Annotated in this window: 18 protein-coding genes and 1 pseudogene; 4 read left to right on the top strand and 15 right to left on the bottom strand. The window is 36.9% G+C overall.

Annotated elements, in window-relative coordinates; all coding sequences use genetic code 11:
- Nucleotides 1-322: 322 nt before the first annotated feature.
- The 3 genes from HCUR_RS01890 to HCUR_RS01880 are packed head-to-tail and all read left to right on the top strand — an operon-like array spanning nt 323 to nt 2,564.
- Nucleotides 323-952, top strand: a complete 630-nt coding sequence (locus HCUR_RS01890; protein ID WP_104206498.1) for a 50S ribosomal protein L25 — start codon at nt 323-325, stop codon at nt 950-952.
- A 5-nt stretch (nt 953-957) separates the two neighbouring features.
- Nucleotides 958-1,572, top strand: a complete 615-nt coding sequence (gene pth, locus HCUR_RS01885; RefSeq protein ID WP_104206497.1) for an aminoacyl-tRNA hydrolase — start codon at nt 958-960, stop codon at nt 1,570-1,572.
- Nucleotides 1,569-2,564, top strand: a complete 996-nt coding sequence (locus HCUR_RS01880) for a DNA polymerase III subunit delta (RefSeq protein WP_104206496.1) — start codon at nt 1,569-1,571, stop codon at nt 2,562-2,564. Before pth ends, HCUR_RS01880 begins: the two co-directional genes overlap by 4 nt.
- A 401-nt stretch (nt 2,565-2,965) precedes the next feature.
- Here the strand turns inward: HCUR_RS01880 and HCUR_RS08260 are convergent, their stop codons facing one another.
- Nucleotides 2,966-3,133, bottom strand: coding sequence for a hypothetical protein (locus HCUR_RS08260; RefSeq protein ID WP_165780641.1), 168 nt, complete (start codon nt 3,131-3,133; stop codon nt 2,966-2,968).
- Nucleotides 3,134-5,286: 2,153 nt separating this feature from the next.
- On the opposite strand from HCUR_RS08260, the gene HCUR_RS10075 reads away from it, so the two are divergent.
- Nucleotides 5,287-5,358, top strand: a complete 72-nt coding sequence (locus HCUR_RS10075) for a hypothetical protein (protein WP_423751886.1) — start codon at nt 5,287-5,289, stop codon at nt 5,356-5,358.
- Nucleotides 5,359-6,402: 1,044 nt separating this feature from the next.
- Here the strand turns inward: HCUR_RS10075 and nusA are convergent.
- The 14 genes and pseudogenes from nusA to HCUR_RS08250 all read right to left on the bottom strand — a co-directional run.
- Nucleotides 6,403-7,944, bottom strand: a complete 1,542-nt coding sequence (nusA, locus tag HCUR_RS01870) for a transcription termination factor NusA (protein WP_104206494.1) — start codon at nt 7,942-7,944, stop codon at nt 6,403-6,405.
- A complete protein-coding gene (locus HCUR_RS01865; protein WP_104206493.1) occupies nt 7,941-8,420 on the bottom strand; it encodes a ribosome maturation factor RimP in 480 nt (159 codons plus the stop codon). The genes nusA and HCUR_RS01865 overlap by 4 nt, the downstream gene beginning before the upstream one ends.
- Nucleotides 8,421-8,572: 152 nt before the next feature.
- Complete coding sequence (gene gyrA, locus HCUR_RS01860; protein WP_104206492.1) at nt 8,573-11,281, bottom strand: DNA gyrase subunit A; 2,709 nt, start codon at nt 11,279-11,281, stop codon at nt 8,573-8,575.
- A gap of 42 nt (nt 11,282-11,323) precedes the next feature.
- Nucleotides 11,324-11,632, bottom strand: a complete 309-nt coding sequence (rpoZ, locus tag HCUR_RS01855; RefSeq protein ID WP_104206491.1) for a DNA-directed RNA polymerase subunit omega — start codon at nt 11,630-11,632, stop codon at nt 11,324-11,326.
- A 1-nt stretch (nt 11,633) separates the two neighbouring features.
- Nucleotides 11,634-11,765 carry a 50S ribosomal protein L36 gene (rpmJ, locus tag HCUR_RS01850; protein ID WP_104206490.1) on the bottom strand — a complete coding sequence of 44 codons (132 nt, stop codon included), beginning with the start codon at nt 11,763-11,765 and terminating at the stop codon, nt 11,634-11,636.
- Nucleotides 11,766-12,029: 264 nt separating this feature from the next.
- A protein-coding gene (locus tag HCUR_RS01845; protein WP_104206489.1) for an IS5 family transposase occupies nt 12,030-12,873 on the bottom strand; the annotation gives its coding sequence in 2 pieces (ribosomal slippage) (nt 12,030-12,518 and nt 12,520-12,873; 843 coding nt in all).
- 174 nt (nt 12,874-13,047) lie between these two features.
- Nucleotides 13,048-13,239 (bottom strand): transposase, encoded by a 192-nt coding sequence (locus tag HCUR_RS10070; protein ID WP_104206488.1) that lies wholly within the window; start codon nt 13,237-13,239, stop codon nt 13,048-13,050.
- A 998-nt stretch (nt 13,240-14,237) separates the two neighbouring features.
- On the bottom strand, nt 14,238-16,871 hold the full coding sequence (locus HCUR_RS01835; RefSeq protein WP_104206487.1) for a valine--tRNA ligase: 2,634 nt from the start codon (nt 16,869-16,871) through the stop codon (nt 14,238-14,240).
- Between the two features lie 1,121 nt (nt 16,872-17,992).
- Nucleotides 17,993-18,442, bottom strand: coding sequence for a hypothetical protein (locus HCUR_RS01830; RefSeq protein ID WP_129591840.1), 450 nt, complete (start codon nt 18,440-18,442; stop codon nt 17,993-17,995).
- A 108-nt stretch (nt 18,443-18,550) separates the two neighbouring features.
- Complete coding sequence (locus tag HCUR_RS01825; RefSeq protein WP_104206485.1) at nt 18,551-19,588, bottom strand: LptF/LptG family permease; 1,038 nt, start codon at nt 19,586-19,588, stop codon at nt 18,551-18,553.
- Nucleotides 19,569-20,684, bottom strand: coding sequence for an LptF/LptG family permease (locus HCUR_RS01820; protein WP_165780640.1), 1,116 nt, complete (start codon nt 20,682-20,684; stop codon nt 19,569-19,571). The genes HCUR_RS01825 and HCUR_RS01820 overlap by 20 nt, the downstream gene beginning before the upstream one ends.
- A gap of 133 nt (nt 20,685-20,817) precedes the next feature.
- Complete coding sequence (locus HCUR_RS10065; RefSeq protein ID WP_423751885.1) at nt 20,818-20,892, bottom strand: transposase; 75 nt, start codon at nt 20,890-20,892, stop codon at nt 20,818-20,820.
- A 344-nt stretch (nt 20,893-21,236) separates the two neighbouring features.
- Nucleotides 21,237-21,374 carry a hypothetical protein gene (locus HCUR_RS08255; protein ID WP_165780639.1) on the bottom strand — a complete coding sequence of 46 codons (138 nt, stop codon included), beginning with the start codon at nt 21,372-21,374 and terminating at the stop codon, nt 21,237-21,239.
- 21 nt (nt 21,375-21,395) lie between these two features.
- Nucleotides 21,396-21,701 (bottom strand): annotated as a pseudogene (locus tag HCUR_RS08250) (hypothetical protein); the annotation flags it as partial.

Raw genomic sequence — 21,701 nt, 5'->3', positions numbered from 1 at the left:
AGTCACTGCTAAAACAATGCTCTCATATATTAGAGGTCATTGGGCCTTACATTGGGTAGTATATAGGTCATTTGGTGAGGATCAAAGGAGAATACGGAAGGAAAACGCTCGCCACAGTATGGCAATAAGCAGGCATATAGCTCTGAACAAGCTCAGATGCCAAGATAATCCAATCAAGCGGTTCAGAAAAATGGGGGGCTGGAGTGATGACATACTTTCCCGTATCTTGAAACAAAATTTTTTATGAGGTGGCCCTGAGGGCTATTGCTTTTTACCCCAAATCAACGATATTCTAAGTATAAATTGTTGATGTTGTAAAGCAATGAACCAAAAATCTACTAAAGAGTCATTTTCTGTATTAACTGTATATCCTAGAAAACCCCATCAAACTAAAGGAGAGATACGTGCATTAAGACTTTCAGGACGTATTCCTTGTGTTCTTTATGGAGGAGGACCCTCAGAAAATCTCTCTGTGTGTGCAAAAGATATTTCCAAAGAACTCGAAATTCCTGGAATATTTAGTCGTGTTTTCCATTTGTCTGACCATGGAAAAGCCCTTATTAGCTCTATTCAATTTTGTAGTGTAAAAGATAGAGCTATTCATATAGATTTACGGCGTTTATCAGGGCACCAAAAAATAAATCTTTTGGTGCGCATTGTGTTTCTTAATCAAGATAAAAGCATTGGGATTAAGCGGGGTGGTGCGTTAAATGTAGTGCACCATCATCTTGAAGTTCTGGCGCCTGCTAGTCGTATTCCTGAGTCTATAGAAGTTGACTTGAGTAGTTTAGATATTGGACAAACTATTCATTTAACATCTATTACGCTTCCTGAAGATGTTCAGGTACTTCATGTGGAAAAAGATGAGGCTATTGTAAGTATTGTTCCTCCTTTCTCTGGAGATAAATCTGAGACTCAAGAGAATTCTGAATCCCAAACTGCTACTGTATAACGTTTATGTCTTATGGATGGTTATGGGTTGGTTTGGGGAATCCTGGGTTCGACTACAGTGTAACGCGACATAATGTCGGGTTTATGGTGTTGGATTTTTTAAAAAATATCTTTGAATATTCTCAAACCAACCCGTTCCGAGAATTTCAAAAAAAGAATGCATTACTGACAGCGGTCACCTATAAAGAGCACCAGATTTTACTGTGTAAGCCGTTGTCTTATATGAATCTTTCCGGGAATGTGGTATTAGAGCTTCTTAAGCTCTATGATATTCCATTAGATCGTCTTGTTGTGTTTCACGATGAATTAGAATTGGCTTTTGGAACGCAAAGATGGAGATTTGGCGGTGGACATAGAGGACACAATGGAGTGCGTCATATTTCTGCCCGCTGTGGTACTGATTATGGCCGTTTTCGCATTGGTATTGGGCGTCCTCCCGGTGCTATGGAAGTATCTAAATTTGTGTTGAGTGATTTTACTTCTCAAGAAAGGCTTCGGCTTGACGCTTCAATTTTTCCTTCAATCCAGCGGGCGCTTCCTTGGATCCTGCAACAAAAATCTCATGAAATTTCTCAAGCTTTACAGGAAGATAAGATAGATTCTTCCAAAGACTTTCCATGAAAATAGCACTCCACGAATTTTTTCCTGCATTCAAAGAAAAAATGTATCGTGCTTTTTTGTTATATGGAAATAAACCTGATCTTATTGAAAATATTTTAAACGAAGTCAAAGATCTAGATGTACGTTTTATTAGAACACAAGATGCAGAATTCTGGGATCATTATGTCACACTGTGTTCTCCTACATTGTTTAACGTAGGGCGTACGGTCATTGTGATTGAAGAGGTTTCAGAAGGAAAATTTTCAGCGTATCAGTCCATTCTTAATACATTACCAGAAACAATACACTTGATTTTTACTTCTTCTCAATTTCGAAAGCACACTGTGTGGGTACAAAATTTTCAAAAATCTTCTGTATGGGGCTTGGTACCAAGCTACGAAGTCTCTTTGGATCAATCTATAATTATTCTTAAGCGCTGCTTAGCGGCGCACGACGTTTCTCTTTCTGGAAACCACATAAAAATCGTAGCACAATGGATACAGGAAGGAGACTGGGTCAGTACCGCAAAAACAATTCACTTATTGTGTCAAACAAACAATAATCATCCTTTACAGCAAGAAGACTTAGAAGGGGTATTCCATTATTTGGTCCTGAATTCAGAAGAAATTTTTTTGCCGTTACTTCATACGCCTGATATGAGTATTATTACGACCTTACGCTATAACGATCAAAAATTAAAATGGGTACGTGCATGGCAAAAATTGGCCTGGCAATGTTGGCAATTGAAAGTACTTCTTGAACAATACACGAAAACCCATAAAGAACCTAAAGGCTCAGCTCGGGCTCAGCATATTACCACATTGGCCACTCAACTGGATCCACCTATTTTTTTTAAACACCTTCCCTTTATTCTTCAGAATATCGATACATGGTCTTTAGGATTTTTAGAACAACGGATGAATGCGCTTTATGATTTGGAGATTAACATTAAAAAAGAAACCTTTCGAGATAATGACAATATTTCTGTTTTTCGTATGATGTATACCGATTAATGCGAGATTAGAACTTGATAAACATTTCACTATGGGGAGGCCTGGAAAACATTTCTTCCAATAAAAAAATTTTCTTTGAGAAGATGCACAATGAAGCCATTCCAAGATATGTTTAATTTCTCAATAAAAAAAGAGTATTTAATTTTTCTCTCGCGTGTAAGTAAGAAAGAGATTCAAAGACCGCTTTTTTCTAAAAATTTTTTTTAATCTCTTAACACAGTATTACTGTGGAATCCGTGCTTCAACATAGTTTTTCAATTTTTTGCATCCAGATGATTCGAAGTTCTTTTTTAAATTTTTCTGTATTTTGTCAATGGTTTGACTGAACTCTATGTTTTACTTCCATAAATTATCAAACTTCTTAGTTTTAGAGGGATCTGGATTCTAGTTAAGCAGTTTCATTAACTATTTTTTTTCTTTTTATAATACTTGTTAAATAAATCTGCATCAAAACTTCTCCAGGATTCTTCTGGTTCGTCATCATTTTTAGGGGGAAGGGTAGATCTTTTGTAGTATTTATAATAGGTTGTGTCGCTTTTTGTCTTGTTTATCAAAGAAAAACGCTTCACCTATTTTTTTATAGTAAACCTCGTCTTGAATACCGCTTCGGTACTCTTTAATCTTATCAATATAGCTATTGACTATTCGTATCTGATCAGAAAAAATTATTTGGGTTATCGAGAGGTTATACGGAGAGTTTTTGAATGTGTTTGTATAAACATCAAAATTTTTTTGCATTCTCTAAGAGCTTGAACTTTTTTTGGCTTAGAAATTCAAGGTGTTTAGTGAGTTTATCTATGATAGGTTTCAACGCACTCTCTCGTTAACGACATTTCTAAACTGAGCTTCCACCGCTTGAGGGGCTCAGCAGGGATCTATTGGTTGAGAAAGGATCTCAACATTCAAAACACGTATGCAATACTTAGACTCTTGCGAAGCGAAGGCATATAAATATATAAACAGTTGTTCTTGATGATTCATGAGTTCCTGTTCGAAGTCATACAATTGTTTGAAACACAGTTTATTTTTTCGATTAAGAGCGCTGCTCTCTGGTTCACCTTGAATTTTTCTGATACGAATTTTTTTCTATTATTTTCAAATTCATCGTATCCTTTAAGTAATTTTTCCATAATGAGTTTTTGATGAGGGAACTTTTTCATGAAAAAATCTATCAAAGCGGGAAATTTAGATTCAATCAGCTTATGAGCTCGAAGTTTTTGTGCTTCTCTTAATGCTTAAATTTTGGGAACATATTTCTGAACTTTTTCTTTTAAATCATTATGAAATTGGGACACTTTTCTGGATTTATCATCAGCCAGTACTGATCATTTTGCCTCTGTAGAAGACTGAATAATAGCGCATTCTATCGTAAGGGTTGTTTATTACCGAAGTTCTATTTTTTTATTTATTTTTTGATTTTAAGAAGGAATTAAATCCACTTTAATATTTTATCGTTTTTTTATCTCAATATCAATTCCATGTTCGGAGAGTACATTATTTTTTTTACGCTCGGAAAGAACTGCTAAAATTTCTTTACACTCTTTAAATATATCGTCTCTTTTCTTTCTCCAAGAACTATTCTCTTTACTCTGCTGCTCCATTGAAGCTAAAAATTTATCTTTTATCCTTTGTACATTGCGCGCAAACTCATCAGCATCCTCATCCTTCTCGTAAGCATTAGGAGACTTATCATCTTATGTTTTCATATTAAACTCTCTAGCTAACTCAAAATCTTCTGCTGCTTCTCTAGCATGCAGGAATTTTTTTAAGGCATAAACGCTTCAATTAATAATTTTTTGTGTTGAAACGATTTTTCTAACAAGCCCAAGATTTCTTTTTGAAGTTTTTCAGTAATCTACTGCTTCCAATCCACAGCCCAACTACGTTCCGCACGGACTATAAAAATTGTACGTATAAAAAAATAAATTTTACGAAGGTTTAAAATAGGACGGGAAATTCCCGTAATAGATCAAACTAAAGCTATAACGCCTCTAAAAGATATAGAGGGTCTAGGAGTAATAGCCAATAGGCTTCAAGAAAATACCTATAGCAAAATACGTAAAGTATTAGATTTAAGCAGGGATACATTCAACAGATGGTGTACAGATCAAGGCATAGAAAGAATTTAAGCAGCCACTTTGTTCACAGCGTAACGAGGAGCAAAAAATCTATAGAAAATCATTTTGAATTAGGTGCACAAGCAGGGAAGGATAAAAACGACTGTGCACAAACCTATTGCGTAACGAAGTGAGAAAAAAAATAATCTATTACCTTAGTAAACAAAAAACACAAAAAAATCATCAGAAGTACAGTACGTAGGTGGCGTCATAGAGATAAGACCATGTTAGAGAACGGTTAAGGTGTAAACGTAGACTAGATTATTTAAAGGTAGAATTTTTGTCAAAGATGAATAAGAATACTCGATTAAAGGATATTGGGGCTAAGTTTAGGAGGCTAAGTTTACGTATAAATAAAGAAGATCCTACCAGAGCATTCAAGAAGCTAAGATTTAGCGATACGATACTCTTTCATCTGGGGGAGTAGAGCAAGAAAAGTGAGCTCAGTGTGTATAAGTAATGCAAGCAATCGAAAATCGCCTAAGTAAGAAGCGTGGTAACTATTACAAAATAAACTATAATATAGCTGGAATAATCAATTTATAGCATCCATGATCTATAAACCATAAAAAAAAAGAGCACTCAAGCAATATGTTGGCTACAAAATAATTTTTTTACCTTCTTATTCACTAGATCTAAATCCTCTAGAAAGATTCTGGACTCATATGAAACGATGAATTAAGAATAGAATTTCAGAATTTTTTCAATGATACGGGATTATAACCCGCTTTTTTTTCCAACCTCATACTCTATGATTTACTTTAGTAACAGTCTTAGAGAAGGAAGCTTTGAGAAATTACTCTTTTACACAATTTTGTAGATACTGAATAAATAGTTTGCGAGTTTTTTTGTCTAGAAAAAGAGCAAATTGCCACAACAATTTAGAATATGCGTCATCGTACATGGAATATACGGTCTAAATTTTTTCAAAACAGAAAAAAGTATTTATACTTCTAACAGATTAGCTCTAAAAAAGAATATTGAAATTTTTATAACTCGCGAGAGCATCCATAACGGGTGATGCTTAAATAATATAACTTCCAACGACGGCGGTATAAAGGGAGACACTCTCATTTTCTGGAAGATGTTCAAAGAGAAAAATCCTGAATGGTGTGCGCCTAAAATTCAAGTCTAGGTGGATCTCTTTGGTACTTTCATTTTTTCGGACATCATACTCTCTTTCAAGGCCAGGGTATACCCTGTGAACACACCTGTAACTATTGATTTGTGTAGAGCCAAAATCACCTCGTATTAAGTGTGCAAAAAAATCTGGTTATAGCCTGATATCATTGAGCGAATTCTGTCACTCTACCCTTACTTTATCGTTTCATATTGGTCAAAATTTTCTCTATAGGATTTAAAGGTGATGAATAAGGGATTAAAATACAACCAACTGATTCGATGAGCGCTTTTTTTGTGACTGAAAGAATGAAGTACGATCTATAATTACCCCGAATTTTAGCGCTTTGATTCAACATTGTTCTCCCCAAGGATTAAAAAGATTCGTATTGGAAGAACCATTAAAATCCATGAGTGCTATGGATTGAGTATTTCTACTAAGCCATTTATACTACGTATTTTTTGATAAACCTTACCACGCTTATTACCGACCAGTTTTTACTTATCTTACTCCACCCTCTGTCTTTGAAAATCGTTATCTTTACACCCTTCTTGTTATTCTATAGAAGACGTTCAGGTTCTATACATTTGACCTTCTAATTTTACTCTTTTTGAACGATTGTGGAGTCAGAGTCGGGAGCACATAATGCTCGTGCCTGCATAATAAGATCTCCTAGGTCTTGGGAAGTCATTCCATGCCGTACTCCCGTTAAATATCCTTCCAATTCATCTAAGCTTAATTGAGAAAAATCTTTTAACGTCAAAATTCCATTAGCCACTAAGGCGTCCAACATATACGGACTGCATAGGGCTAATACCTGAGGATCTCCTTTATTTTTAATAAATTTATCTTTATAATTTTTTTCTTCTTCTTCTAACGCTTCTAGCACTCGTTCCCGCAATTCTTGTGCAATTTCCAAAGTAAAGCCTTCCAATTGCATAAGCTCTTCTTGCGGTGTGGAGGCAATATCTTGCAGAGATTCAAATCCTTGCAGAACTAAAAAATGTGCCAAAAATTCATCTAGATCTAATCGTTGAATAAAAAGTCCCATGCGTTCTTGTAAATCAGCTGAACGCTTTTGTTGCTCTTCAGAAGCGCTCATAATATTAATATTACTTCCCGTAAGTTTACACACTAGAGACACGTTTTGTCCTTCTCGACCAATAGCAAGATTTTTTTGCCCATCAGGTACTACAACAGTATATTGATTGGTACCTTTTTCTACAACTACCTTTAGAACTTCAACAGAAGATAATGCGTTGACAATAAATTCAGGAGTTTCTTGAGACCAGAGCACCACGTCTATTTGTTCTCCTTTCAGCTCTTCTTGAATGGCTTTAACGCGATTACCTCGAATTCCTACACAGGTTCCCACAGGAGAAAAATTTCTTCCCTTACTGGTAAAGTTGTAAGCGAAAACTGCAACCTTTGCTCGACTTCCAGGGTCTCTAGCAATTCCTTTAATCTCAATGAGTCCTTGAGCGATTTCATCTACTTCTCTTACAAAAAGTTCGTGTAAAAATCCTGAATGAGTACGAGAGAGAAAAATTTGGGGTCCATGAGGTTCACGGCGTACCGCATAAATGTAGGCTTTTAGTCGATCATTAATACTGTAATTTTCCCATTTTAGTAACTCTCTCCTTAAAATCATTCCCTCTGCTCGTCCCAAGTCCACAATAACATTGCGTCCCTCAAGACGTTTAACGGTAACACTTACCATTTCTCCTACTCTAGACTTAAACTCTTCATACTGAACCTTACGTTCCATTTCCTGGGTCTCGTGTTGCAATACTTTAAGCACACTGGCCACGTCAGAGCGGGATAATTCCAATAAAGGCAAAGGTTCAACCCATTCACCATTGATAATCTCTCCTTGAGAGGTTAGAGGAAGCTCCTGAAAATGAATTTGTCTAAAAGGACACGTAATTTCTTGAGCAATAAGACGATGCCGTTTTAGACACATATCCCCCGTCTCAGGATTAATAGAAACCCTAATGTCATTTTTCAATCCATAATGCTTAGCGTAGACTTTCGTAAAAGCCAGTTCAAAAATAGGTAACAATACTTCTTTTTCTAAAAACTTTTCTCTTGCTAAACCATCAATTTCTTTTAATAATAAGGGGCCAATATTGTATACACTCATCTTTCTTTTTCCTCTTTATTTTCAAATTTGTATAACAATTTACAAAATTTAATAAAAGACCACTCTATAGACAAAATATCGTCTTCATTTAATTCCAAAACAATACCACTGCCCAGAACATTCTTGAGTATCCCTTCATATTTTTGTCCATCATTTAGGGAACTGCGTACGCCTACCAGTACACGAGATCCTTTATACCGTCGATAATGGGCCGGAGTTACCAGAGGACGTTCTACCCCAGGAGAACTAATTTCTAAGATATGCAGATCTGTTAAAAGCAGTTTTTCTTTTAAAACTTTCTGCACTCCAACAGAAAGTTTGGCACACTCTTCTATAGACAGTGTAAAGGTTTCTTTGTGTTCAATCATGACACATATGTTTGGCACTGCTGGAGTTTGTACAATAACCTGTACTAAACTGTATCCCTGATTTTCTAGATAAACATCTAACGCATTCCAAATTGATTCTCGATTCATAATATAAAAAAAGGGAATAGACTTTTCCCCTTCCTTAAAACCCCACTACTTTTCAAGCATAGTCATATTATAAAAAAATATTACATTTTTTTCAAGTCTTATTTTTTGGTTTATAGGGTGGATACTCAACAAAATTCAACTAATATTAACGTTTATGTTATTTGTAAATCCTCTTCACATACCTCTAAGCTATCTGGAGAAATTACTGCTACCGAAACTACAGTTTCTCCTTTAGCCAATCGAAATACTCGAACACCTTGCGTCTTTCTCCTTGAAATCCGAATATCTTTTACGGGGCATCGCAACAGTTGTCCTGTATTGGTCAACATTAAAATTTGGTCTTGCGCTTTGACCGGTATCGCTTGAATGATAGATCCGGTTCTTGCGGTTACTTCCATGCTGGCAACGCCTTGACCACCTCGATGGGCTCTACGATATTCATAAGAAGACGTGCGTTTTCCACAGCCTTTCGTGGTAACACACAACACAAATTCTTCTCCAGCTTCCATGGCACTGAAGCGAGCCTGCACCTGGTCATCCAAGATAGGAGTAGTGTTATTTTCACCCATAGATGAAATAAATTTCTCTTCAAGAGGAGCTTTAGAGCTCATATACAGTTCAATTTCCTGCGAAGTCCACGGCATATTGTTTAATAAAGTCATAGAGATTACGTAATCTTCAGGCTTCAAAGAAATTCCTCGCACTCCTGTAGAATTGCGTCCAGTAAACTTGCGTAATTCCTGTACCGGAAATCGAAGGCTTTTTCCTTGATGGGTAGAAAGTAAAATATCTTGATCGTCATTAGCCAACAAAACGCGAATCAGTTGCTCACCATCCTCTAACTTCATGGCAATTTTACCATTTGCGCGAATAGTTAAAAAATCCAATAAAGCATTTTTACGAACATTTCCATGGGAAGTAGCAAAGATAATAAAATAAGGTACATTATCTTTGGGGAGGGGAAGAATTGTCGCAACCTTTTCGATATCTCGCTCTAAAGGAAAAAATGCAATTAGGGGCTTACCTCTCGCAGTCGTCGTTCCTAAGGGGAGCTCGTGAACTTTCATTTGATAAGCAATTCCTTTAGAGGTAAAAAATAGTAAAGGCCGGTGAGTATCGGCAACAAAAATTTGAGATACCGCGTCCTCTTCTCGCACATCCATAGCACTCTTTCCACGCCCACCCCGTTTTTGACTTCGGTACGCATCCAATGGAACCCGTTTAATATATCCGTTTACGCTCACGGTAACCACCATATCTTCGCAGGCCACAAAATCTTCTGGAGATTGGTGCAGATATTCTCCCTGTAGCTTTGTAAGACGGGGAGATCCAAATTTTTCTTTAATATGTAAAAATTCCTCTTTCATCAAAGCATCAATTTTATGATCATCCCTTAACAGTTCAAGGTAAGACTGGATGTTATTCTTTAAAGTTTCTAGTTGACCAGAAAGCTCTTGTTTTCCAATACCAGTTAATCGATGTAGTCGTAACGCCAGGATAGCAGAAGCTTGTTCTTGAGACAAACGATATCCCGATACATTATATGCCTCTAAATTTTCTATATCGTTATCTAACAAACTCAAATACGCGTAAACGATACTATCAAGTTGCCATATCTGAGTGATAAGAGCCTGTAAGGCTGCGTCACGATCTCTGGAGGCTTTAATTAATTCTACAATACGATCAATGTGAGAAATTGCAATATAGATCCCAATTAAAATGCGAATGGTTTCTCGATCTTTGCGCAAATAATATTGGGTACGACGCACCACTACTTCTCTTCGAAACTCTAAAAATGCCCGAAGTACTTCCAGCAAAGAGAGTTGCACCGGATATCCTCGATGCAACGCCAACATATTCACTGAAAACGAGACTTGCAAATCCGTTAATATATAAAGTTGGTTTAAGATAACTTGGGCTGCAGCATCTTTCTTTAATTCAATCACAATACGTACACCCATTCGATCTGATTCGTCTCGGACTTCTGTCATTCCTTCAATTTTTTTATCTCGCGCAACCTCTGCAATACGCTCTACTAAAGCAGACTTATTCACTTGATACGGAATTTCTGTGATTAGAATACATTCCCGATCTTTTCCGTAGGCCTCTACTTGAGCTTGTCCGCGAATCAAGAAAGATCCTCTTCCAGTACGGTACGCTTCTCCTATTCCTTTTGTACCTAAAATAATTCCTTTTGTTGGAAAATCTGGTCCCGGAAGCACCGTCATAATATGCTCTAACTCTGCATCTTTATGGTCCAACAGTAAACAACACGCGTCCAAAACTTCTGCCAAATTATGGCAAGGAATGTTGGTGGCCATCCCCACTGCGATACCACTTCCCCCATTTACAAGTAAGTTGGGAAAAGCTGCGGGCAATACTACAGGCATCTTTTGTGTATCATCATAATTTGGTTGAAAATCAACAGTTTCTTTATCGTAATCTGCCAACATATAGTCCGACAAAGCACTTAAACGCGCTTCTGTATAGCGCATTGCAGCAGCGCGATCTCCATCCATAGATCCAAAATTTCCATGACCATCAACAAGTTTTTCTCGCATAGAAAACCACTGAGCCATGCGCACTAAGGAACCGTAAATAGGATCTGTACCGTGAGGGTGATATTTTGCAATCACTTCTCCTACTACGTTAGCTGATTTTCGGTGAGGACGATCGTGACGAAACCCCAGGGTCTCCATAGCATATAAAATGCGTCGATGTACCGGCTTTAGTCCATCTCGCACATCAGGAAGCGCCCGACTTACAATAACACTCATAGCATAATCAAGATACGAGCGCCGAATCTCTTCCTCTACAGGTACGGAAACAACCTCCAAAGCTTTTGTGTTGGATTTATCCATATTTTCCACCTAATAAATATCCACCAGAGGTGAATTAATACCTTAAATACTCAAACTTAGCGTGCAAACAGCAATCACTACACTCAACACTCGATTATTTTGAAAACTTTCTACTAAAGTTTCTCGCAGTGCATCAAGATCAATTTTTCCCAAAGCAATTTCTTGCAATGCTACCACCGAGTCTTTATGTCCCGTGGGATTCACTACTGCTTGAGCGCCATAAGCAAGCTCTTGGGCTCGTCTAGAAGCCAACAAAACTAATAAAAAAGGATCCGAAACGCTGTTTAAGCAGGTGGGAACAAGGGCTCTATTTTCAATAAATGAATTCTCTGCGTCCTTGTTTTCTGTCATATTATTTACTCCCCTGACGGACTTTGTTCCTAGGGTTTTTAGGATCAATTAAATACAGACGTTTTCCGCGGCGAATTATTTTGCAGGTTTTACTACGATATTTTTTTTGCCCAATAGAAGATGCAACACGCATATTTCGCTCTCTTTAAAAATTTGATCTTTAGTATATCAAAAAATTGTTTTTAAGACAAGCACTGTTTCAATTCCCTCTAGTAAACTATTATTAAGAGAAAGGCAATATAACGAAATCATTGTTTCCTACTTTTTTTGAAATTGTTACATCACGATTCTTTTAATCCTTAAAATATTTTTTGGCCACTTCTCTTAAAAATTCAATATTTTTTCATTAAAACAAGTCGTGTTCTCCCAAACTGAGGGTTTAGAGCTTATCCGCAAATTAATTAGGAGGAAAGAATCTGCGCAAGAGTAGTCTGTTAAGTGACATGTAAATGTTATTCTCTGTAGAAGAACAAAGCAAGTCGTATTCTTTTGATAGCCTTCTATTTCTACCAAGCCATCCAAATGTTCGTTCTACAACCCATCGTCTCCGTTGAACCTTAAAGCCCCCCTCTATCCTTGGTAGTAATTCAACAGGTGTATCTTTCCTCACCCAGCACCCAGACCTTGGCCTCTTTATTATCTCTAAATCTATCTTAAATTCTTCATCTATACTCATTTTCAACTCCTTCCCTTCATATCCCATATCAGCCCACATCTTCCTCACTTCACTATACTTCCACACCATATTCCTAAGTGCTAGTTTAACACCATCTCTATCATTCTCACTTCCTGCACCTACATAACAACCAAGCACCAATCCATTCGTATCTGTTATAATGTGCCTTTTCCTACCCTTGATTTTTTTTTCCACCGTCATAACCCCTGACGCCCCCTTTCTCTGTACTCTTGACAGACTGACTATCTGCTATGCATGCACTGGGCTCTGCCCTCCTTCCAATAAGCAATCTATATCTTGTTGTTAATTTATGATTCATCTTTTCTATCACTCCACTTTTCTTCCATCTTCTGTATTGTTCAAACACTGTCTTCCATGGTGGAAAATCATGTGGTAAATATCTCCACTGACAACCAGTTCTAATCACATAAAAAATCGCATCTAATATCTCTCTTCTGCTGTGTTTCACAGGCCTGCCAGCCTTCTTAATATTTGGTATAAAATATTCCGATATTAATTCCCATTCTTTGTCTTTTAAATCTGTCTCATACGCTCTTCTATTCATTTATATTCCTCAATTGCATCCAACATCATCCAGATACACTAACATATCTCTCATTTGCGGACAAGCTCTTAGAGTAATTTAGCTTGAAGATAGGATTTGAAAGCATTCAACTAAGAGCCTATGTCACTCAGTACATTGAGTAAGATTACGGTTAATTCATCATTTCATAGTAGCCTAGAATGTCTTAATGATATTTAGGCTAAGCGAATATGGGGGTAAGAACACTAACCCGCAGCCAATCGATTCAATCAATGCTCTTGTCTTGGGGGAGTTATGGCATAAGGTCTGATCCAAAATTACCCCTTGTCCTGGTTTTAGTACTTTAATTAAACACTGTTCTAGCCAATGAAAAGGTCCGTATTGCAAGACTCATTAACACTCATAGGTGCTATGGATTAATTATTCCAGGTATATTATGGGTGGGTTTTATTGATAATAATGACCACGCTTCTTACCAGCCAGTTTTTTATTTTTCTTAGTGCACCCTCTGTCTTTGCAAATTGTTTCATCTTTATATCACGCTCCTCACTCTATACAAAACGTTCAGGTGCTATATCGTTGATTGCTCCCTAACGATAAAAGCTTTTTTATTACTAAAGCTTAACTTTTTAATTGTTTTATAGAAAAAAGCAACGCTTGCGTTATCTCTGCTCATGTTTTATCTTCGTTATTTTTAACCTATATTTTGATCTGATTTGGATCTATATTTCTTGTTCTGCCTAATCTTGCCTGAGTACTTCTTCTTTTTTGTACTGTATCCACTCTCTAATTACGGTATTTTTATAAGTATTGTTGCGCGCGTCTTTTGATTTTAAGTCTAGGCTCTATTGTTTTATTATCATTTCTATTGTCTTTTTGTCATTTTTTGACAATTATAAGAAATACAATCCCATTTTTAATCTAAATTAATATAATACTGCCTTTCATAAATTCAAGAAAGCAAACGAACTCATAAAATTTCTAGAGTGTAGAGTAATTTTTTACCGTCTTAGGTCTAAATCCTAACAAAAAGTTTTGAGCTAATATGAAAAAATGAATCAAAAAAAATATTACACATTTTGATACGGTGTATGACGCACTTGAGGCTTTTTTTCTCTAATTAAAGAGCGCTGGTTATAACTAACATATGATAAAAATATAAAACTAAAAAATATTATAGTAAAATATTCTTTTCAATTTTCTTCATCCGTTAAAATAAATTTTTACTTTAATTTTATTAGAACCACTCAATTTTAAATTGAACAAAAAATTGAAACGTTTTGAAATTCTATATATTGTTCAAAGACTCGAGTAATACATTAATTTGTGGACACTTTTTCGTGCTTTACGTCACGTCAAAAAACTCTGGCTCTTATTTTGCCTTGTTATGGAGCGTGGTGCGCACTGTTCACCATCGTAAGATCCTGTTCAATACGTTTGAGAATTTCTTTTTTTTGATTACAGCGTTCTTCAAGTTCTCGAACTACATGAGGTGCAGCTTTTTTACGGAATCCCTGGCAACCAAGACGCTGCTCCCATTCATAAATTTCTGTTTGAATCTTAATACACTGCTGCTGAAGCCTATTCAATTCTTTTTTCATGTCTAACATATCTTGCAATCGAAAAATCACGGTTAATGTATTTAGGTGCACGCTAAATCCTTGACTCCGTTCCGGGGGAGAAGTCTCATAAACGGTACACGCTGTTTGGGTAATGCGCTCTATGAAATTTTTATGGGAGCACAAAAGTTTTCTGTCTAACATAGTATAGATGTGAACTTCAATACACTGATTTGATGGAATAGTGAACTCTGCCCGTATGCGACGAATAGTGGAAATAAGTTCTTGAAGACGCTCAATGGGGGGAACAAACAAAGAAAGTTCTGGAGCAAAACAAGGCCAGTCTTGTTGCCAAACGCCTTCTTTGTTTTTTGGATTCAACATCTCCCATAAGGCCTGGGTTACAAAGGGAATAAAAGGGTGTAGAATGATTAACGTTTTATTTAACACCCATCCCATAATATGGCGCACTTCTTCAGAATGAGACTCGTGTCTTAAGGAATCTTTAACCCATTCGACGTACCAATCGCATATTACAGACCACACTTGGGTGTATATACAAGAAGCCGCCTCATGAAAACTGTAAGAATGTAACGCTTTTTTTACTTCTTCTTCCAAAGCAATTGTTTGGCGAATGACCCAGCGGTTCATATCTTCAAGAACCGTTTGGGGTAAATCGAACCTTCCTTTGATATGATGCAATTCTGAAAATCTACCTACATTCCATAATTTAGTCATGAAATTTCGAGCCTGCTCTACATGTTTGATTCCAAACGTAGTGTAGGCGGAAGGCGTTGCCACCAACGCTAATGCAAAACGCAGTGCATCTACACCATACTGATCTGCCACCTCCATGGGATCAATGACATTGCCTTTAGTTTTAGACATTTTTTTTCTTTTTTCATCACAAATCAAAGGGTGAATGCATACTTGCTTAAAGGGAGAGAGATCTGTTAATTCAAGGCCCAACATCATCATTCGGGCAACCCAAAAGAAAATAATATCAAATCCCGTTACGAGAACACGTGTAGGATAGCAAGCACGAAATAAAGGGGAATCTTCTCGAGGCCATCCCAGGGTGGAAAAAGGCCAAAGTCCAGAGGAAAACCATGTATCTAATACATCCTCATCTTGGGTCAAAGGTTCTGTGCTGCCTTGAGCTTCTGCCAACAGCTCAGCCTCCTTTTTCGTGTGCGCTACAAAAACGTTTCCTTTTGTATCATACCATGCGGGAATTTGGTGTCCCCACCATAATTGACGCGAAATGCACCAAGGCTGAATATGGGACAACCATTCTTCATAGGTTTTTTCCCAATCTTTTGGAAAAAATTCACACGCTCCGCTTTTTACTTCTGCTAACGCACGCTTTGCCATATCTGTGGTATCTAAAAACCACTGTTCTGTGAGGCGTGGCTCGATAATAGAACCGGAGCGCTGACTTCGGGGCACACTATGGTGCACAGAGGATTCACAGATTAATTTTTCCCCTAACTGATCTAGAATTAAGTGTCGTGCGCTTAAGCGCTCTAAGTTGCGAAAAGGGAAGGGTGTGTTATGGTTTAAATGACCTCCTTCATCAAAAATATCAATACAAGGCAAATTGTGGCGTTGAGCAATGGCAAAATCTAAAAAATCGTGAGCCGGTGTCAGTTTAACTGCACCGGTTCCTTTTTCAAGATCGATCGCTTCATCTGCGATAATAGGAACCCAACGGTCTACAAGCGGTACTTGAGCTCTGCGTCCCACATAGCCTGCGTACCGTTCATCTTGAGGATGTACTGCAATTCCCGTATCTCCCAACAAAGTTTCTGGTCTGGTAGTAGCCACATGAATCGTGCCTCCGCCTTCTACATTGTAGGAAATAGTCCACAAAGTTCCAGATTCTTGAACATTCTCCACTTCTAGATCAGACAGCGCGGTGCGTAGCACAGGGTCCCAACTGACTAAGCGTTTTGCTTTGTATATTTTTCCCCGTTGATAAAGCCGAACAAACGCTTCTCGTGTTGCATAAGAAACGCTTTCATCCAGAGTAAACGTTAACTGACTCCAATCCGCCGCAAATCCCATACGCTTCATTTGATAAAGAATTCGCTCTTGGTATTCTTCTTTCCATTGCCACATATGGTGCAAAAATGTATCTCTCTCCATAAGGCTACGGCTTTTCCCCTGTTTTTCCAAGGCTTTTTCCACCATCATTTGCGTGGCGATTCCTGCATGATCTGTTCCCGGAAGCCAAAGCACGTTCTTTCCTAACGCTTTGTGAAAGCGAATCAAAATATCTTGCTGGGTAGAAGACAGTGCGTGGCCTAGGTGCAACGATCCGGTAACGTTGGGCGGGGGCATAATGATAGTATAAGTTTCTCGTGTAGTATCTTTTGTATCGTAACGAAAATACTCCCACCAATGCTGTTTTAAAGATTCATTGTTTTCTATTTCCTGGAACCAAGGGAGAGTATGCACCGTGCGCTCATTTCAGACTAAACATTAGTAGGAGGGTAGCAAATTTTTTTTAAAAAAAATAGATGTTCATACCAAGATGATAGTACATCGTCTTGAATTAGGTGCACAGCCGTGTTAGCGTAGAAAAATAATGTCTATAGATGTTTGATCCCATAGAGTAATAATATAAGAAAAAAAGTTATTTATTCCCTGAGAAAGGGAAAAGTACAAAAAAAGCATCAGAGTATTTACAATGCATAGAAACACAGTTAGTATATGGTATAATCGACATAAGAAAAAAATTACGACCCTAAAAACCCTTTGGGGTGTAGACGTAGAATACACTATTCAAAGGTAAAATTATTTGTCAAAGATCAATAAGAATACTAGATGAACAATATTATACCTGGCTTTTCTATAAGTAAAAGATATACTGTAGTAGTATTCAAGAAGCTAAGATTGAGTGATACCCCTTTTTTCTTCTGAGGAAGCAGAGTAAGAAAAGATCTCTTCCCTGAAATGCTTGTATAGTATTGCTAAAATTGGTGTTAATATCACGATTCAAAAGAACCCATAGTCTAGTTGGCTTAGTGAATAATCAATCGATAGACCCCACAATTTTTAAGGAAAAATCTTTTTAATTATTGCGCAGGACAATGTTGAATCAAAGCACTAAACCTCAGCCTAAGTATGGATTATGCTTAATTCTATACATAAAAAAGGAATAATAACGCTTATCCAATCTGTTGACTGAAAAATAATATTTCTACCCCCATATTCACCCAATCTGAATCCTATAGAGAAACTCTGAACTCGTATAAAACCATAGATTAAGGATAGAATTAAAGAATTCGCTCAATGCCCCACTTAATACTTTATGATCTATGGTAAGTGTTACCCAGGTAATCTATAAAACGTTGGGACGCATCCATAAAGGAAAAATACATTCTGTGTAGAATTCTGGGACCAAAGATAAAGTTATGGACTGTCTCTTGGACGCATTTTTACAGAGCTTCTAATGTCAAGCTTTGGGGTTTGGAAGTATTCAGTGAAATTTTTTGTGATGGAGAACGCTTACACTATAGAGTGTACAATGCATCACATTGACTGAAATAGAATAAAGCGTAAAAAAATATCCTTCCTCAAGAAAAGGGAGGTGGTTTTTGAAGAAAAGGATTGATTTTTTGTAAATACATCTTTACCTTATCCTTTTTTCTGAGCTCTGACTTTGGGAGAAGAGCAGTATCTAACTTGGGAAGTGTAATAGACTGCTCTGCCCTTTGTAAGGTATACTTTGTATTCAAAAAGTCTTCTAGTGATGGTATGACAGACTCTATAAATTCTAACCGGGTTTTGTCTTTATTACTAAGTGATGTTCCTTTCTTGTCTTGCAGTATATTTCTATACTTGTGAAGTTCTTTTTTTATTTTTTTTAGAAGATTTAATCCATTTTCTGGAGGTGTTGTAATGGGATCTTTTGCTAAACGTTTAATGTGCCATTCCAACGTTTCTAATGAAGTTGCTATACTGGGAACAGATATTCCTCCCCATAACATTAAAAATAAGTATAAGAATAGATTTTTACTAAGCATATTTTTTTAATTTGAATTGTTTATATTTTATATCGTATATATATAGTATTAATAAAAAAATAATACTATAGAGAAAAAAATTTTATTTATCTTTTTTCTCCCTGCTTTTTACAATTCTGCTTTTTCAATCCAAAGAACTAGCGTTAATAGCGCCGTAACCAAAGGAACAGACCAAACAATGATGTAGCTTAAAAGGTGACCTGTCATCGCATAGCTTACCATACAGCTCCACTCTTTTGCTAAAAACAATACAAAACAAATCACACTTCCAAAAAATATACTGGATATATAGTAATAAACGGAACGATAATACCCAGACAGTACCGCTGAGGAAAAAGGAAGTAATAGACAAAACCATGCGGTATTAGACAAAAAACATTGGCGTCGCAATACAATAGTTCGAGATAGAAATGTATTTGGAGACTGGAAATTTAACTCTAAAAAAGACATTAAAAAAGGATGTTTTCTTTGAGTATGATCAAATAATTGGGAGGGGCGCTTTAAAGTGTGAAAAGATAAAAATTTCGGAGGTTTATCTGTTTCCATAACCCAAACTCTCTGAAGCCGTAGATGATGGGGATAGACAGAAAACTTGTTTGCGTACACATAGCTTCGTAAAATAAAATTTTTACTGAAGGAAAATAATTCCATGTGAGTGTCGGGAAGGTAAAAAATGTCGTTCCTCCCGCAAGGGGTGTGAATAAATTGCCACCCTGCTTTTGGTTTGATCCAATAAGTTTCTTTTTTTTGAATGCTCCAAGCTTTTTCCATCATCCCATGACACCAAGGACCCCAATATAACAACTCAAATAAGCTTATGAGGATTACCGCCAAGGTGGGCCCCTTCAAAATTTGTGTTATAGAGACTCCAGAAGATTGAAATATAGACCATGTTCTCAGTCGTTTCATTTTTAATACCCATAATATTCCCGAAATAAATATAATAAACGGAAATATTTTGTTAATTAACGTTGCGACTTTTAAAAATAAATACTCATATTGCTGTACAGAGGTTGTTTTTACAATAAGATTTTTTTTAATGAATAAAAGTTCCAGGATAAAAGAAAAAATCAAAAAGAATACGAGAACAGAAAAAAAGGATTTTAGAAAATTTTTTGTGTTATATTTAAGAATCATAGAAATCATGGGGCGTACCTGTACGGTTCTGAAGTATTAATTTTATCCACAAGATACCAGGAATACACCCCACCGTGTGTAGGCATATTGCCCAAAAAAAGGAAGTATACACCACAGCTAAGGGAACAGCCTGTAAGACCATCAATCCAAAAAATAAAAGACCATAGCGGTAGTATAATCCTACCCGAACACTTTGGCTAGTTAGTGTTACCCAAGTAATCCATAAAACGTTGGGAAGCATCCACAGAGGAAACACACAGCGCGTATACAGTTCTCGGATCCAAGGAAATTTAGGATCTGCCCCTTGTATGCGTTTCCATAGGGCATTCAACGTCAGACCCTGGGGTTTAGGAGTAGTCAATAAAATTTTTTTCTGATGGGGGACTCTTACAATATAAGTTTTAAAGGACATCACATGAGGCGCTTTACCAACACGCTGAGGCACAATGTGACAGGTACCGTTATAGAGCTTAAATACTAAATCCTGACCATCCTGACTGATATTGCCATACTTTCCAGAAAAAACAAGGGTCCGTTTGAATTTTTGTTCGTGCAATAAAATCCCTTCCAACGTTCCATCCACTCTCTTATTATGAATATACAACGTCGCGTTTCCGATAGAAAAGAAAACACCTGGCGTTAACCAATGATGCGGAAGCACTTGTTTTAATTGCTGTTCTCTACGTTGAATATAGGATGCAATTTTTTGTCCTCCCCAAAAACTTACACCGTACAAGAGAATAATTAAATATAACACTATTTTTACGCTGGGCCAGGCTAAACTCCAGGGCTCAATACCTGAACTATAAAAAACATCTCTTTCTTTGTCTTGAATAAGAGACATATAGCGATAAACACACGCCAAAATCAGTGCAATGGATAAGAGGTAGTAACTCATAGGTATCAAACTTACCAAAGACAGAAATGCAATTCCTGTTAAAGACGCTCCTCCCGAAATTCCTTTACTGATTTTAAAAAACTGAGCAAACCAGCTTAACCCATTTAATCCCAGAAAAAAAGCTAAGGTATATTTAAATACGGCATAAAAAATATACTTTTGAAATCGTTGCAACGATATGATTTCTCCAAATTGTTTTATGCCCACGGAGCATACTATAGCAAATTTTTACTTCTTCTTCGAGGTATGGATGATTGTATATATTAAATCATATAGTATTAGGTTCGAAAAAGAAGGGGTTATAGCCTCATATCATTGAGTGAATTTTGTAATTTGATCCTTAATGAAATCGTTTCATATGAGACCAGAATTTCTCTATAGAATTCAGATTGGGTGAATATAGTGGTAAAAATATTATTTTTCAGCCCACAGATTGGATGCGCGCTCTTGTCTTTTGTGATGTATGGAATGAGGAATGATCCAAAATAATTCCTTGTTCTGGGTGCAGCGTTTTGATTCAACACTGTTCTATTCAATGATTAAGAAACCATCACGTAAAAAGTTGAAATAGCAGGAATAAAGTATAGGATTGACATCAAAGAGAGATCAAAAAGAGAAAAGAGAAGCAAGTAAGGCCGCAGCCTAAGGGATGCTAGGCGGGTATGGAGCGGCATAGTTTATATCAAAAATGGCTGGTTTTGGAGGGATCTCCCTAAAGCCTTTGGGCTATTGAAGAGCGTATTGAATGACTTTACCAGGCTAACGCATAGAGGGATCATTCAAGCATTCATGAATAAACCCAGAGATATCGTCATAATGAAGAGGGGAAAAGAGCAAAGTATGACAATACCACGGTTTTCTTGGATAATGGTTAGAAAAATCTCCTCGACCCAACAAGTCAATCCCTCTACAGAATTCTTAAGTAATATGGCTCCTAAAGTAGAGCCCCTTAAAGGGCCTATAGACGGTTGTTCTACACATTTGTTCTCCTTGCTCTCCCCAATCCTGTGTTTCGTAACGATGCTGCTCTTTTACAGAATCCCCGTGAGTTTTTGGCATATCATGGGCAATTCCACGTTCATTAACTTTTCTGTTTAATTCATCATGCTTTTTGTGCAATACAGATCTTTTTTCTGGATCTACTTTTGGATGATTTAAGGTTTTTTTATCGCGAACATCAAGACGTCTCAGGGCTTTCAAAACGCCAACAGCGCTACCCCCAAA

It is taken from the genome of Holospora curviuscula (genome assembly GCF_002930195.1).
GTDB lineage: Bacteria > Pseudomonadota > Alphaproteobacteria > Holosporales > Holosporaceae > Holospora > Holospora curviuscula.
Note: the sequence above shows the minus strand (reverse complement) of the source record. Positions and strands in the feature narration are given on the sequence as shown.